Annotated in this window: 14 protein-coding genes; 7 read left to right on the plus strand and 7 right to left on the minus strand. The window is 73.0% G+C overall.

Going from position 1 to position 14,028, the window contains the following annotated elements:
• The first annotated feature begins 15 nt into the window (after nt 1-15).
• Nucleotides 16-3,669, plus strand: a complete 3,654-nt coding sequence (gene cobN, locus ASE25_RS12875; protein WP_056825918.1) for a cobaltochelatase subunit CobN — start codon at nt 16-18, stop codon at nt 3,667-3,669.
• A 57-nt stretch (nt 3,670-3,726) separates the two neighbouring features.
• On the plus strand, nt 3,727-4,188 hold the full coding sequence (locus ASE25_RS12880) for a hypothetical protein (protein WP_157623425.1): 462 nt from the start codon (nt 3,727-3,729) through the stop codon (nt 4,186-4,188).
• A gap of 42 nt (nt 4,189-4,230) precedes the next feature.
• On the opposite strand, the gene ASE25_RS22805 is transcribed toward ASE25_RS12880, so the two are convergent.
• The 4 genes from ASE25_RS22805 to ASE25_RS12895 form a co-directional block, all read right to left on the minus strand.
• Nucleotides 4,231-4,371 (minus strand): hypothetical protein, encoded by a 141-nt coding sequence (locus ASE25_RS22805; protein WP_156415514.1) that lies wholly within the window; start codon nt 4,369-4,371, stop codon nt 4,231-4,233.
• A 49-nt stretch (nt 4,372-4,420) separates the two neighbouring features.
• Complete coding sequence (locus ASE25_RS22420; protein ID WP_082622861.1) at nt 4,421-4,903, minus strand: DUF2510 domain-containing protein; 483 nt, start codon at nt 4,901-4,903, stop codon at nt 4,421-4,423.
• Nucleotides 4,904-4,991: 88 nt separating this feature from the next.
• Nucleotides 4,992-5,363: a VOC family protein gene (locus ASE25_RS12890; RefSeq protein ID WP_056774842.1), complete on the minus strand. Its 372-nt coding sequence runs from the start codon at nt 5,361-5,363 to the stop codon at nt 4,992-4,994.
• Nucleotides 5,360-5,953, minus strand: coding sequence for a helix-turn-helix domain-containing protein (locus ASE25_RS12895; protein ID WP_056825925.1), 594 nt, complete (start codon nt 5,951-5,953; stop codon nt 5,360-5,362). Before ASE25_RS12895 ends, ASE25_RS12890 begins: the two co-directional genes overlap by 4 nt.
• Before the next feature lie 61 nt (nt 5,954-6,014).
• Between ASE25_RS12895 and ASE25_RS12900 the strand changes: the two genes are divergently transcribed.
• Entirely contained in the window at nt 6,015-6,590 is a 576-nt protein-coding gene (locus tag ASE25_RS12900; RefSeq protein ID WP_056825927.1) for a dienelactone hydrolase family protein, read from the plus strand.
• 4 nt (nt 6,591-6,594) lie between these two features.
• Here ASE25_RS12900 and cobF read toward each other — a convergent pair whose 3' ends face one another.
• Together cobF and ASE25_RS12910 are read right to left on the minus strand one after the other, a co-directional pair.
• Nucleotides 6,595-7,971 carry a precorrin-6A synthase (deacetylating) gene (gene cobF / locus ASE25_RS23500; protein WP_082622862.1) on the minus strand — a complete coding sequence of 459 codons (1,377 nt, stop codon included), beginning with the start codon at nt 7,969-7,971 and terminating at the stop codon, nt 6,595-6,597.
• Nucleotides 7,968-9,485 (minus strand): cobyric acid synthase, encoded by a 1,518-nt coding sequence (locus tag ASE25_RS12910; RefSeq protein WP_056774833.1) that lies wholly within the window; start codon nt 9,483-9,485, stop codon nt 7,968-7,970. Before ASE25_RS12910 ends, cobF begins: the two co-directional genes overlap by 4 nt.
• Before the next feature lie 56 nt (nt 9,486-9,541).
• Here ASE25_RS12910 and ASE25_RS12915 point away from each other — a divergent pair, with 56 nt between their 5' ends.
• Nucleotides 9,542-10,048 carry a nitroreductase family deazaflavin-dependent oxidoreductase gene (locus tag ASE25_RS12915; RefSeq protein WP_056825930.1) on the plus strand — a complete coding sequence of 169 codons (507 nt, stop codon included), beginning with the start codon at nt 9,542-9,544 and terminating at the stop codon, nt 10,046-10,048.
• Between the two features lie 39 nt (nt 10,049-10,087).
• Here ASE25_RS12915 and ASE25_RS12920 read toward each other — a convergent pair whose 3' ends face one another.
• The gene (locus ASE25_RS12920) at nt 10,088-10,798 is read right to left on the minus strand and encodes a PadR family transcriptional regulator (protein WP_056774827.1); all 711 of its coding nucleotides are present in this window, start codon (nt 10,796-10,798) and stop codon (nt 10,088-10,090) included.
• 396 nt (nt 10,799-11,194) lie between these two features.
• On the opposite strand from ASE25_RS12920, the gene ASE25_RS12925 reads away from it, so the two are divergent.
• Genes ASE25_RS12925 through ASE25_RS12935 form a run of 3 tightly spaced genes read left to right on the plus strand, consistent with a single transcriptional unit; the run spans nt 11,195 to nt 14,019 of the window.
• On the plus strand, nt 11,195-11,629 hold the full coding sequence (locus tag ASE25_RS12925) for an ATP-binding protein (RefSeq protein ID WP_056774825.1): 435 nt from the start codon (nt 11,195-11,197) through the stop codon (nt 11,627-11,629).
• A 19-nt stretch (nt 11,630-11,648) separates the two neighbouring features.
• Nucleotides 11,649-13,103, plus strand: a complete 1,455-nt coding sequence (locus tag ASE25_RS12930; RefSeq protein WP_056825931.1) for an LLM class flavin-dependent oxidoreductase — start codon at nt 11,649-11,651, stop codon at nt 13,101-13,103.
• A 28-nt stretch (nt 13,104-13,131) separates the two neighbouring features.
• A complete protein-coding gene (locus ASE25_RS12935) occupies nt 13,132-14,019 on the plus strand; it encodes a DUF5926 family protein (RefSeq protein ID WP_056774819.1) in 888 nt (295 codons plus the stop codon).
• Nucleotides 14,020-14,028 lie beyond the last annotated feature (9 nt).

Genomic DNA, 14,028 nt, shown 5'->3' on the forward strand with positions numbered 1-14,028 from the left:
CGCCGAGGAGTTCCAGTGACGCGCATCGCGCTGCTCTCGACGTCTGACACCGACCTGCTGTGTGCCCGCGGGAGCGGTGCCGACTACCTGGTCGCCAACCCCTCCCGTCCCGGTCACACGTCCATGGCCGAGGCCATCGAGGCTGCCGACATCGTCGTGGCCCGCATCCTCGGTGGTCCCCAGGACCTCTGCGCGGGCTTCCGCCGGATCCGGAGCACGGGCACGCCGATGGTCGTGCTCGGCGGCGAGCAGACCCCGCACGCCGCCCTCATGGAGCTCTCGACGGTCGCGCCCGGCGTCGTCGCCGAGGCGCACCGCTACCTCGCCGAGGGCGGTGCCGCCAACCTCCGGGAGCTGCACGCCTTCCTCGGCGACACGCTCCTCATGACGGGGGAGGGTTTCGAGCCGCCCGTGGCCCTGCCGACATGGGGCGTGCTCGACCGCCCGGAGCCCGGGCCTGCGGTCGACGGCCACCCCCGTCCTCGAGTCGGGATCCTCTTCTACCGGGCCCAGTTCGCCGCCGAGAACACCGCCTACGTCCACGCCCTCGCCGACGCCGTCGACGCGGCCGGCGGTGTCGGCGTGCCGGTCCACGTCTCGTCGCTGCGCGACGCCCCCGCCGACCTGCTCGAGCACCTCACGGCATACGACGTCCTCGTGACGACGGTGCTCGCAGCGGGCGGCACCAAGCCGGGCACGGCGAGCGCCGGCGAGGACGACGAGGCGTGGGACGTGCAGGCGCTGGCCGCCCTCGACGTCCCGATCATCCAGGGCCTCTGCCTGACGTGGAGCCGCGACCAGTGGGACGCGAGCGACGACGGGATGAGCCCGCTCGACGTCGCGACGCAGGTCGCCGTGCCCGAGTTCGACGGCCGCATCATCGGAGGGGTCTTCTCCTTCAAGGAGACCGACGCCGACGGCCTGCCGCACTACGTGCCCGACCCCGAGCGCTGCGCGCGTCTCGCCACGCTCGCCGTCAACCACGCCCGCCTGCGCCACACCCCGCCGGCCGAGCGCAGGATCGCGATCGTCCTGTCGGCCTACCCGTCCAAGCACTCGCGCATCGGCAACGCCGTCGGTCTCGACACGCCGGTCTCGATCATCCGGCTGCTGCGGGCGATGCGCGACGCCGGCTACGACCTCGGCGAGCCGGGCGAGATCCCCGGCACCGGGCCGCTCGAGCCGGTCGACGGCGAGTCGCCCGACACGACCGCGGGCAACGCGCTCATCCACGCCCTCATCGAGGCTGGTGGCCAGGACGAGGACTGGCTGACGCAGGAGCAGCTGAGCGGCCAGCCGGTGCGCATCCCGGCTGCCCGCTACCGCGAGCACTTCGACGCCCTCCGGGCGGGGCTGCGCGACGCCGTCACGAAGCACTGGGGCGACGCGCCCGGCGAGGTCTTCGTCGACCGCCACGCGGACCCCGAGGGCGAGCTCGTCGCGGCGAGCATCCGAGCCGGCAACGTCGTCGTCCTCGTCCAGCCGCCGCGCGGCTTCGGCGAGAACCCCATCGCGATCTACCACGACCCCGACCTGCCGCCGACGCACCACTACCTCGCCGTCTACGACTTCCTCGCAAGGGAGTTCGGCGCTCACGCCGTCGTCCACATGGGCAAGCACGGCAACCTCGAGTGGCTGCCCGGCAAGAACCTCGCGCTCTCCGCGGCGTGCGGGCCCGACGCGACGATCGGGTCGATCCCGCTCGTCTACCCCTTCCTCGTCAACGACCCCGGAGAGGGCAGCCAGGCCAAGCGCCGCGCCCACGCGACGATCGTCGACCACCTCGTGCCCCCGATGGCCCGCGCCGAGTCCTACGGCGACATCGCCCGACTCGAGCAGCTGCTCGACGAGTACGGCAACGTCTCCGTCATGGACCCGGCCAAGGCGCCGGCCCTGCGCGCCGAGATCTGGACGCTCATCCAGTCCGCTCAGATGCACCACGACCTGGGCCTGACGGACCGGCCCGACGACGATGCCTTCGACGAGTTCGTCATGCACGTCGACGGCTGGCTCTGCGAGGTCAAGGACGTCCAGATCAGGGACGGACTCCATGTTCTTGGCGAGGCCCCCACGGGGGAGGGCCTCGCCAACCTCGTGCTCGCGATCCTGCGGGCCAACCAGGTCTTCGCCGGTGCCGTGGGCGCCGTGCCGGGACTTCGGACGGCGCTCGGGGTGAGTGAGGGGCACTCCGAGCGCTCGTCCGTCGACGACGCCGAGGAGCAGGCGAGCGCACTCGTCGCCGCTCTCGCCGAGGCCGACTGGGACGAAGCCGCGGTGCCAGGCATCGTGCGCGACCGGCTGGGCGCCGACCCGCAGGTCGACACCGATGGCGTATGCCGTTCGCTGGCCTTCGCGTGCCGCGAGGTCGTCCCGCGCTTGCGGGCGACGACGGGCGAGATCGACGCGGTGCTCCATGCGCTCGACGGTGGCTACGTCCCGGCCGGGCCGTCGGGGTCGCCTCTGCGCGGCCTCGTCAACGTGCTGCCGACCGGCCGCAACTTCTACTCCGTCGACCCGAAGGCGATCCCGAGCCGACTCGCCTGGGAGACCGGACAGCGCCTCGCCGACGACCTGCTCGCCCGGCACCGAGCCGACACCGGCGAGTGGCCACGGTCGGTCGGGCTCTCGGTGTGGGGCACGTCGGCGATGCGCACGTCGGGCGACGACATCGCCGAGGTGCTGGCGCTCCTCGGCGTGCGCCCCCGCTGGGACGAGATGTCGCGCCGGGTCGTCGGGCTCGACGCCGTCCCGCTCGCCGAGCTCGGCCGGCCGCGCATCGACGTCACGGTCCGCATCTCCGGCTTCTTCCGGGACGCCTTCCCGCACGTCATCGCCATGCTCGACGACGCCGTGCAGCTCGTGGCCGACCTCGCCGAGTCCCCCGACGACAACTACCTCCGGGCCCACGTCGCCGGCGACCTCGCCGAGCACGGTGATGCCCGCCGCGCCACGACCCGGATCTTCGGCAGCAAGCCCGGCTCCTACGGCGCCGGCATCCTCCCGCTCATCGAGTCGGGCAACTGGCGCTCGGACGCCGACCTCGCGGAGGTCTACGCGACGTGGGGCGGCTTCGCGTACGGGCGTGAGCTGGACGGCATACCTGCTCGGGCCGACATGGAGCGCACCTACGCGCGGATGGACGTCGCCGCGAAGAACATCGACACGCGCGAGCACGACATCGCCGACAGCGACGACTACTTCCAGTACCACGGCGGCATGGTCGCGACGGTCCGCGCGCTCACCGGTCGCGAGCCCAAGGCGTACGTCGGCGACTCCACGACGCCGGACGCGGTGCGCACGCGCAGCCTCACGGAGGAGACGGCGCGCGTCTTCCGGGCACGCGTCGTCAACCCGCGCTGGATCGCGGCGATGCGGCGGCACGGCTACAAGGGCGCCTTCGAGCTCGCGGCGACCGTCGACTACCTCTACGGCTTCGACGCGACGGCCGGTGTCGTGACGGACTGGATGTACGAGCAGCTCGCCCAGACCTACGTGCTCGACAAGGAGAACCGCGACTTCCTCCAGCACGCCAACCCGTGGGCGCTGCACGGCATGATCGAGCGGCTCCACGAGGCCGTCGACCGCGGCCTCTGGGAGGAGCCGGACCCCCAGCTGATGGCGGACCTCCAGCAGGTCTACCTCGACGTCGAGGGCGACCTCGAGGACTGAGCCGCGCGCTCGTCTCGTTGCGGGGACGCGGCGGCGCCCCGGGTCCTACCGTGGGGCATGGTCGGTCGATCGGGAGGTCGGGCGGTGCGTGGCCTCGCGGCAGCCGCAACCGTCGTCATGATGGCCGGGCTGGCCGGCTGTGGGGACGACGACAGTGGCGGTGGCGGCGGGGACGCCGCGACCGACCAGGCCTGCGAGTTGACCATGAGTGCCCTCGCCTCGGGGCTGCAGGAGTACTCGCGCACCCGCGCCGTCGGCGAGTTCCTCTCCGTCATCGCCAAACCCGCCTCGGTCCCGTGCCGCAACGCGATCGCCAACCTCGCTTCCGGTCGCTCGGCGACGTTCGACCTGCTGCGCCCCAACGGGTCGGTCGAACCGCTCGACGTGTCGCCCCAGGTGTTCGAGCCGGTCATCGGTAGGCCGGGTGGCGCGGACGTCAGGGCGTCGCGGTGTGCGGCGACGTTCGGGACGACCTGGCTCTACGACTCCTGCGTCCTCGGGCGGATCGACCCGCTCTGACGCACTGCCCTCGGGTCGTGGTTCGCCCCGGCCCGTCAGGTCTCAGAACTGCAGGCCGCGCATGTCGTGCTCGACGACGTCGACGTCGCCGCACCGCTTGCAGGTCAGGATCGTGCGGCCCCTCAGCTTCATGCGCGTGTAGCGGTGGCCGAGGATGAGGCACTTGAGATTTCGTCGCGCCATCCCCCGAGTCTCCTCCGATCCCTTCGCCCCGGGACCGGATCGACCGGAACTAGCTGAGGATCCCGTGGCGCGCGTTCCAGCGCCTCGCGCCCGCGGCCGCGTCGACCATGCCCCACACCCAGAAGCCGAAGACGCCGACGATCCCGATGAGGACGATGACGAGCACACAGCTGATGAGGTAGCCGATGAGGATCCCGACGCCCTTGGCCACGTCGCCGTTGATCATGCTGCCGAGGCCCGGCAGGAAGAACGACGCGAGCACGGAGAGCGCCGGGCTCTTCGGTGCCACCTGGGCGTAGTAGACCGGGGTGCCGACCATCCCGGGAGGGCCGGGGGAGGGCGTCGGAGGCGGCCAGCCGGGCTGTCCCCAGGGCGCGTCCGCCACACGGTGCGGCAGCCCGTGGGCGTCCGTCGCGGCCACCGGTGGGGCCATCGGGGGCCGGGTGTGCGCTGTCCACGCGCGCCCGTCCCAGTAGCGCTCGCCCTCACCGGCCGGGTACCAGCCGGGAGGAGCCGAAGGTCCTTCGTTCATGATCGAGCTCCTCCTCCGCCTCGTCGGCCTCGTCAATGTCCTGACCTCCAGAGCGTATGTCGGGACGCGGCCACGTCTGGACGTTTTGTCAGGGAGCGAAGGGCGTCAGGCAGAAGGGATGGCCGGCAGGGTCGAGCAGCACGCGCCAGCGGGCGTCGGGCTGCGGGTCCACGAGGCGCGCGCCCAGTCCGCGGGCGCGCTCGGTCTGGGCGTGGAGGTCGTCGGCGTCGACCGTGACGTCGAGGTGCACGATCGAGTGGTCTGGCCACGTCGGCTCGCGATGGTCCTCGACCCCCTGCGCCACGAGGACCAGGCCGCCCACGTCGACAGCCGACGCGTGGTCGTGCGACCAGAGCACCGTGCCGTCGAAGAGCTCCGCGTAGAAGGTCGCGAGCGCGGCATGGTCGGCGCAGTCGAGCGAGACGGCGCTGACGCGAAGAGGGGCTGGGTCGGCGGTCATGGTGCCTCCTCGTCGGCAGGCTCGGCCTCGGGCAGGACGGGCTGGTCGGTGGGGTAGAGGCCGACGGCGAGCCCGTAGACGGTGTCGCCGGAGCGCGGCAGTGCGGTGAACTCGCGCACGAGCCCCTCGACGCGGCGCCAGAACTCCGACGCGCTCTCCCTCGGGATCCGGACGTGCCGGAGCGTCGAGTAGAGCGTGTCGTCCTCGTGGGCCGGGACCGACTCGGCCGCGGCGACCGAGAGCCCGTTGACGCACACGGGGACCGTCGGGTCGCCGGGGTGGCGGGACACGCCGATGGTGATGGTGCGGCCGGTGCGACCGTAGAAGCGCTCGTCGATGGCGCGCACCCGGCGGGTCCGGACGACCCGCAGCATGCCGGCGTCGACGAGCACGCCGACGTGGTGCGCGACGGTGCTCCTGGGCCGGCCGACGGCGGCGGCCAGCTCGGCCACGGTGGCCGCCCGCTCGAGCACGAGGTCGAGGAGGGACGAGCGGAGCGGATCGGCGATGGCGCGCAGCTGGGCAGGCGTCGTCAGCTCCACCGCGTCGGGGAGCTCGTAGTCGGGAAGCTGCGGGCTATTGATCGACATTGTTGGATCAGTCTAGATTGTTGGATCAACAGCAGGGAAACCATCGAGCACAGGAGCAAGCATGGCCGACGTCCTCCTCCTCCACCACGCCCAGGGCCAGACCCAGGGCTTCCTCGCCTTCGCCGACGCCCTCCGCGCCGCGGGCCACACGGTCCACACGCCCGACCTCTACGGCGGCGAGAGCTTCGCGACCCTCGACGAAGGGATGGCCAAGGCCCGCTCGATCGGCTTCGGCACCCTTCAGGAGCAGGGGGTCGCTGCGGCCGACGGTCTCCCCGACGACCTCGTCTGTGCCGGCTTCTCGCTCGGCGTCATGGCGGCGCAGCGGCTCGCCCAGACCCGGCCGGGCGCGCGCGGCGCCGTCCTGCTCGACTCGGCCATCCCGCTCGGCGAGTTCGCCCCCGACTGGCCCGCAGGCGTCCCCGTGCAGATCCACGGCGGCGAGGCCGACGAGTTCTTCATGGACGAGGGTGACGTCGACGCGGCCCGCGCCGTCGTCGCCGCCGCCGAGGACGGGGAGCTCTTCACGTATGCCGGGTGCGGGCACCTCTTCGCCGACGCGAGCACGACGGCCTACGACCCCGAGGCCGCCGCGCTCGTGCAGCAGCGCGTCCTCGACTTCCTCGCCCGGGTCTGAGGGTTCAGGCCGGGGCCTCTGGCCTCAAGGCCTCGCGGGTCAGGGAGTAGTAGATCTCGTCGGAGCGGGTGCCGTCCGGGTTGGGCAGACGGCCGCTGAGCCGGCCCTCGGCCCGGAAGCCCGCCTTGGCGGCCACCCGGCCCGAGGCCTCGTTGCCCACCTTGTGGCCGAGCTCGAGCCGGGCGAGCCCTGTCTCCTCGAGCGCCCACCGCGACACGAGTCGCAGGGCCCGGGTCGTGAACCCGCGCCCCCGGAAGGCCGGGAGCACGCCGTAGCCGATGAGCCCGGTGCCGGGCGGTCCCATCCGCAGGACGCCGATGACGCCCGCACCCTCACCGGAGGCGGCGTCGACGACGACGAATCGCGCCGCCCGCCCGCGGCGCCACTCGAGCGTGGCCGAGGCCGCCCGGCGGCGCGCCTCGTCGTCGGTCAGCGGCTGGCCCGCGAAGTCCCAGCGCAGCGACTCCTCGTTGTTGTGCTCGTCCCGCACCGTCTCCCAGTCGGCAGCGGTCATCGGCCGCAGCGTGACGACTCCGTCGGTCAGCGGCTCCGTCTGCGGGAAGGGGCTCGGGCGGGGGCCGGTGGGCGCGTCCGCCGGCGGCCGGAGCAGGTAGGTGTCCATGACCCAGCCGTGGCGCTCGCGGGCCTCGGCGCGCAGGCGCCGCACCTCGCCGACGACGTCGGCGAGACGTCCGTGCACGAGCAGCTCGTCGGGCGTGCCGAGGTAGGCACCCCACCAGAGCTCGAGGTCGGGGAAGGCGCCGGCGAGCTCGCCGCACGCGAGGTGCCCGTCGAGCATGACGACGACATCACCGAGCGAGGGGTCGTACTCGTCGAGCAGCCGTCGGCCGGTCGTGATGTGGATCGGCGCGCCGATCCGGTTGAGCGGGATGCGGTGCCGCGCGGCGAGCAGCTGCGGCGCGCTGATCCCGGCGATGACGTCGTGCTCGACGGTGAACCCCGTTGCGGCGTAGCGCTCGACGAGCGCGTCGACGACCCGGATCGTGGAGTCGTAGAAGGCCGGGTCGCCCCACACGAGGAAGCCGACCGTCGTCTCGCCGTCGTCGAGCCCGTCGATGACGTCGGCGTACGCGTCCACGCGGGCCGCGTGCCAGTCGCGCACCCCGCGGTCGTATGCCGTCGCGTCGCGTTCGGCGTCCGGCCCCCGTCGCGGGTCGGTGACCTCCACGACGCGGTAGGCGTGCTCGGCGGGGATGAGCGCGTCGCACACGGCCTGCCGGGCGGCGACGAGGTCGGACTTCGCGTCGCCCTTGTCGGCGACGAGGTAGACGTCGACGGTGGCCAGGGCGCGGGCCGCCTCGCCGGTCACGTGCCCCGGGTCGCCCATGCCGATCCCGATGACACGGATGTGCTCGATCATGGCGTGGCTCCCATCCGGGTGAAGGAGAGGAGGGCGTCGATGTCGACGTGCTCCTCGAGGGCGTCGGCGAGGGTGTCGAGCATCCGCTCGCGCCGCACCGCGAAGCCCGGGGCGTCGGCGTGGGGCTGCCACTCCGATCCTGCCGCGCGGGCGACCTGCGTGAGCCAGGCTCGACGGAAGTCGTCGCTCTCGAAGGCGCCGTGCCACATCGTGCCCCACACCCGGCCGACGGTCCAGCCGTCGAGGAAGCCCTGCGCTGCAGGCGATTCCACGGTCGCAGGGTGACCGTCGGGCAGCCTTCGCGCGATGCCGTGGTGGATCTCGTAGGCGGTGTCCACGGCGTGCTGGCCCCACCACCCCTCGGGCCGCGCCAGCACCTTCGACTCGCCGAACTCGACCCGCACGGGCAGGTGCCCGAGTCCGGGCACGACTCCGACGCGGCCCTCGACGTCGTCCTCGATCTCGTGCCCGAGCATCTGGTAGCCGCCGCACACGCCGAGAACCGGACGTCCGGCCGCGACGCGGCGGTCGACGACCTCGGCGAGTCCCCGTTCGCGCAGCCACTCGAGATCGCTTGCCGTCGAACGGGATCCGGGCAGGACGAGCAGGTCCGCAGCCTCGGCGACGGCCGGGTCGATCGTCACGAGGACGTCGACGCCGGGCTCGGCGGCGAGGGCGTCGACGTCGGTGGCGTTCGAGATGCGGGGGAGCCGGAGGACCGCCACCTTGAGCCGGTCGCGAGACGTCGCGGACAGGGCGGTCGAGGCCCGCCAGTGACCGACCTCGAGGGTGTCCTCGCTGTCTAGCCACACGTCGAGCAGCCACGGGATGACGCCGTGGAACGGCACGCCGGTGCGGTCCGTGATGGCCTCCAGCCCCGGCTCGAGCACCGACACGTCGCCGCGGAACTTGTTGATGACGAAGGACTTGAGCAGCGACCGGTCGTCCTCGTCGAGGAGCGCCCACGTGCCGTAGAGCGAGGCGAGGATGCCACCCCGGTCGATGTCACCGACGACGACGACCGGCAGGCCGAACTCGCGGGCCAGTCCCATGTTGACGTAGTCGCCCGAGCGGAGGTTGATCTCGGCGGGGGAGCCGGCGCCCTCGCACACGACGAGCTCGTACGCGTCGGCGAGCTCGCGGTAGGCCGCGAACGCGGCGTCGGCCAGGTGGGCGCGCCCGGCGGCATACTGCCCCGCCTCGAGCGTCCCGGCCGGTTCGCCCCGCACGACGATGAACGACCGGCGGTCGGTGCCCGGCTTGAGCAACACGGGGTTCATCGCCGTGGTCGGCTCGACCCGGGCGGCGACGGCCTGGAGCCACTGCGCCCGGCCGATCTCACCGCCGTCGAGGCAGACCATCGAGTTGTTCGACATGTTCTGCGCCTTGAACGGGGCGACCCGCACGCCACGGCGCACGAGGGCGCGGCACAGTCCCGCGACGATGACGGACTTGCCGGCGTCGGACGACGTCCCGGCGACGAGGAGGCCGGAGGGGGCGGCGGGCGTGGGCACCCGACCATCCTGCCGGACGACCCCGCAACGCCACCCGACGGTCCTACGCTGCACCCATGCAGCTGCGCCCGGTCGACGACGCCAACCCGGTCCAACGCGCCCTGCGGTCCGTCGTCGCCTCCCGGCCGGGTGCGTGGGTCTCGAAGCGCGTGCTCCACCGGCTCGACCTGCTGGCCCACCGGCTCGCGCCCGGCCGGACCCTGCCGAGCCAGTGGCTCGCCGCCGTCCCCGTCGGGATGCTGACGACCACGGGTGCACGGTCCGGGCAGCCCCGCACCGTGCCGCTCATGCTCGCGCCGCTCGAGGACGGGTGGGGCGTCATCGCCTCCCGCTACGGCTCGGCGACGCCGCCGGCGTGGTACTTCAACCTCCGCGCGCACCCGCAGGCCTCGCTCGAGGTCGACGGCGTCGTGCACCGGGTCAGGGCCGAGCAGGTCCAGGGGCCCGACAAGGAGCGCGTGCGCGAGGCGGCCCTCGAGTACTACCGCGGCTACACGGCTTACGAGGAACGTGCCGGTGGGCGCGACCTCGGCTTCTTCGTGCTGCACCCCGAGCGCGACTGAGCGCGCTCGGGGTGCAGGTGGGGCCGGTGGTTGTCAGGCCTACTCCGGGTCGCCGTCGGCGAGCAGGCGGTAGAGCTTGCGTCGGGTCTCCGTGAGGATCTCCGCCGCCTCCGCGCGCTGTTGGGAGGTGCCGGTCGTGACGACCTGCCACATCCCGCCCATGACCTGGCCGACGAGCGGCATGAGGTCGTTGGCACCGCCGGAGGGGCGGGGGGCGTCCTCCTCGGTCGACTCCTCGAAGGGCCGCCAGGTGGCGGCCATCTCCTCGGCGTTCTCCTCGACGTAGGCGCGACCCGCGTCGGTGAGGCGCAGCAGTCGCCGGCCCTCGACGTCGCGGCCCTCGACGAGGCCTTCGTCCTCGAGCTGCTGGACGGTCGGGTAGACCGAGCCGGGGCTCGGCTTCCACGCACCGTTCGTGCGCTCGGAGATCTGCTGGATGAGCTGGTAGCCGTTCATCTCGTCGCCCGCGAGGACGTCGAGGATGGCGGCGCGGACGTCGCCGCGTCGGGCGCGGGGTCCGCGGCGTCCGCCGAACTCGGGGCCGAAGCCGGGTCCGCCGAAGTGGCGGACGAGGTCGGCGACCCACGGGGGCGGGCCGGGGCGGCCACGGCCGCCGGGGCCGGGTCCTCCGGGACCGCCCCAGGGGCCACGGCCGGGTCCGAAGCCGGGGCCGTTGCCCTGGCCTCCCCAGCCGCCGCCCCAGTTGCCGTCCCAGCCGGACTCGCGTCGGTGGTGGTGGTGTCCGTGCATGGTGGTTCTCCTTCTACGAACGCGGCTCACGAACAGTCGCGATAGGTCGACGATATATCGCGACTGTTCGTGATGCAAGCAGCTGTCCAAGACGTCCGCGGGTGGGTAAGGGCGGGGCGGGTGCGAGAGTCCCCGCAGTGCGAGCCCGCGGCTTCCGCCGTATCCAGCCCTCTACGACATTCGCTAGATGTCTGGATACGGACGAATCGGCAGGTCAGCGGCACGGGAAAAACTCGCACTTCATTGAGGTACGGCGCAGGTTTCGTTAGCGTTCAACGACGGGGGCATGCGAATCGCCCGTGAGGAGGACCTGACGTGGCGAGCACACAGGGGAGCGGCTCGGCGTCCCACACCGATGTGGACGCCCGACGAGCCAACGCGATCGCGAGGAGATCCATGAGCAACGTCCCGGCCGTTCCGCTGGGCGAGAAGCGCACCGTCCGCATCCAGTGGGCGCCGTCCGCGGCTCCTCGGATCCGCAAGGAGCTCGTCGAGGACCTCCTGGCCCGTGAGGTCTCGCCGCAGGTCATCGACGAGGCCGAGATCGTCGTCAGCGAGCTCGTCGCCAACGCCATCCGCCACGCAAAACCCCTCTCCGACGGTGCGATCCGCATCCACTGGAAGGTCAAGAACAACGTCGTCGAGGTCGAGGTCTCCGACGGCGGCGGTCCGACCGCACCACGCCCCGCGCCCCCGACGATGTGGGCTCCGGGCGGCCGCGGTCTGCGCATCGTCCGCTCCCTCGCCCACGAGTGGGGCGTCATCGAGGAGCCCCACGGCCGCACCGTCTGGGCCTCGCTCGGCGGTCCCTCGCGCCGCCGCTCGCACTGAGCCTCGGGCAACCCGCGTCGTGTCCCTTCCCGACCCGGCGCTCGTCGTCCTCGTCGGCGCCTCCGGCTCGGGCAAGTCGACGTGGGCGGCGTCGCGCTACCGCGACGCCGAGGTCGTCTCGTCCGACGCGCTGCGCGCCGTCGTCGGCAGTGGTGAGCACGACCTCGACGCCTCGGCCGATGCCTTCGCGCTGCTCGAGCAGGTCGTCGCCGCCCGCCTCGGTCGCCGACTCACGACCGTCGTCGACACGCTCGGCAACGACGCCATCCGGCGCGGCGCGTGGAGGGACGCCGCTCGGGCCGTGGGACTCCCGGCCGTCGCGGTCGTCCTCGACACCCCTGCGGGCGTATGCCGTGCGCGCAACGCGGCCCGCGACCGCCCGGTCCCGGCCCGCGTCCTCACGAGCCAGCTCGCGTCGGTCGCGGCCACGGTCGACCTGCTCGATGCCGAGGGCTGGCAGGTCGTGCGGGTCGCCGTGGACCAGTCGTCCACCGACGGGCCCGCGCTCGAGCCTGCCCGTCCTCCAGCATCGGCCGGGGCACCGCCGGGCCTGCGCGGCGTCGTGCTCCAGCTCTCGCGCTTCCCGGCCGAGGGTGACCTGCTCGTCTGGCTTCGCGACATGGCCGCAGCGGCCGAGGAGGCCGGGCTCGCCGGCCTCGCCCTCATGGACCACCTCATCCAGATCCCTCAGGTCGGCCGCGCGTGGGACCCGATCCCGGAGCCGTGGGTGACCCTCGGCGCCCTCGCCGCCTCGACGACCCGACTCCAGCTCGGCACCCTGGTCACGCCCGTCACCTTCAGGGCCCCGGGCATCACGGCCAAGGCCGTGGCGACACTGTCGGCGCTGACGGGTGGGAGGGCGTTCGTCGGTGTCGGTGCGGGCTGGTGGGAGCGCGAGCACGCGGCATACGGCCTCGGGTTCCCTTCTGCGCGAGCGCGACTCGACGCGCTGGAACTGGGCATCGAGACGATGAAGGCCCTCTGGGCACCCGGCACCAAACCGTATGCCGGACAGCGGGTCTCGCTGCCCGAGACGACGTCGTACCCCAGGCCGGTCGGCGAGATCCCGGTCATCGTGGGCGGCGGCGGCGACCGGACGCTGCGCATCGCGGCCCGGCTCGGCGACGGCTGCAACGTGCCCTCCGACGAGGTCGGTCTCGCCAAGGTGGTGCGCTACCTCGCGCTCGTGGGGCAGGCCGGTCGGGACCCGGCAGCGGTCCACGCGACGGTGCTCGACCTGCCGCTCGTCGGCCGGGACCGCGACGACGTCTGGGCCCGTGTCGAGCGACACCGGGGTCGCACGGCCGCAGCGACCTTCGCTGCGCGACACCACGCCGGCACGGCGGCGGAGCACGCGCCCCGTCTCGCGGGCCTCGCCGACCTCGGGGTCACCACCGCGTTCGTCGCTCCGATCGGGCTCGACGGGCCCGACGACGTGCTGGCCCTCGCCCCGCTCGCGACCGCGTTCGGCTGACCCCGCCCCGGCCACTAGGGTGGCGCGCATGGGTAAGGCATCACGTCGACCGCGCAGCGAGCGCGCAGACCGTTCCGCACGTCCGCTTCCGGCCCCGTTCGTGGCGCGCCCCTTCGAGGGCCTTCCCAACGAGACCGACTGGGTCGCGATGCGCGAGATCGTCCCGGCCGCGACCGCCACGGTGCGCTTCGCGAAGGGTCAGGCGCCCGAGGACGCGCCCGACGAGGTGACGATCGCGACCGTGCTCCCCCTCGCCTGGCCGGGCCTGCACCGCGAGAACGGCGAGGTGCTCGTCGGCATCCAGTCCGGCAACGCGAGCGGCGACACGAGCCGCGACATCGCCCAGGCGATCGCGCTCGCGTCCGTCGCCGAGGCCGGCTCGCCCGTGACGACGCTGCCGGTCTCGATGGCCGACACCCCGCGCCTGCAGGACATCCTCGACACCGAGGCGGCCTTCGAGATGGAGCTGCACGAGGGCTTCGACTTCTGGGTTGCCGACGCCGATCTCGACGCCGACGGCAAGGAGTCGCTCGACCGCGCCAACGAGTCGGCCATCCCGACGGTCAAGCTCGACGCCGCGCCGTCCGCCTTCTGGTGCCGCATCGGCGAGCGCACCTACGTGCGTTGGGTGCTGCCGTTCGACGAGGACACCGCGACCGGCGCCCTGGCCCGCCTCCACGCCGCCGGCGAGAGCCACCTCGGCGAGGACGGCCGCCTGCTCGGCTGCTTCCGCTCGAGCGGGCTGCTCATCCCGGTGTGGGAGGTCGACCCCGGTTCAGCCGCCGCCGACTTCGAGGACGCCGTCGCGGCCATGAAGACGAAGATCGACGCCGCGGCCGCCTCGACCGAGCCGCTCAATGCGGCCGAGCGCGGCGCGAAGGCCGGGCTGACCAACCGCCAGGTCACCCTGCGCTGAGGAGACGCG

Source organism: Terrabacter sp. Root85 (genome assembly GCF_001429185.1).
In the GTDB taxonomy this organism is placed as follows: Bacteria; Actinomycetota; Actinomycetes; order Actinomycetales; family Dermatophilaceae; genus Terrabacter.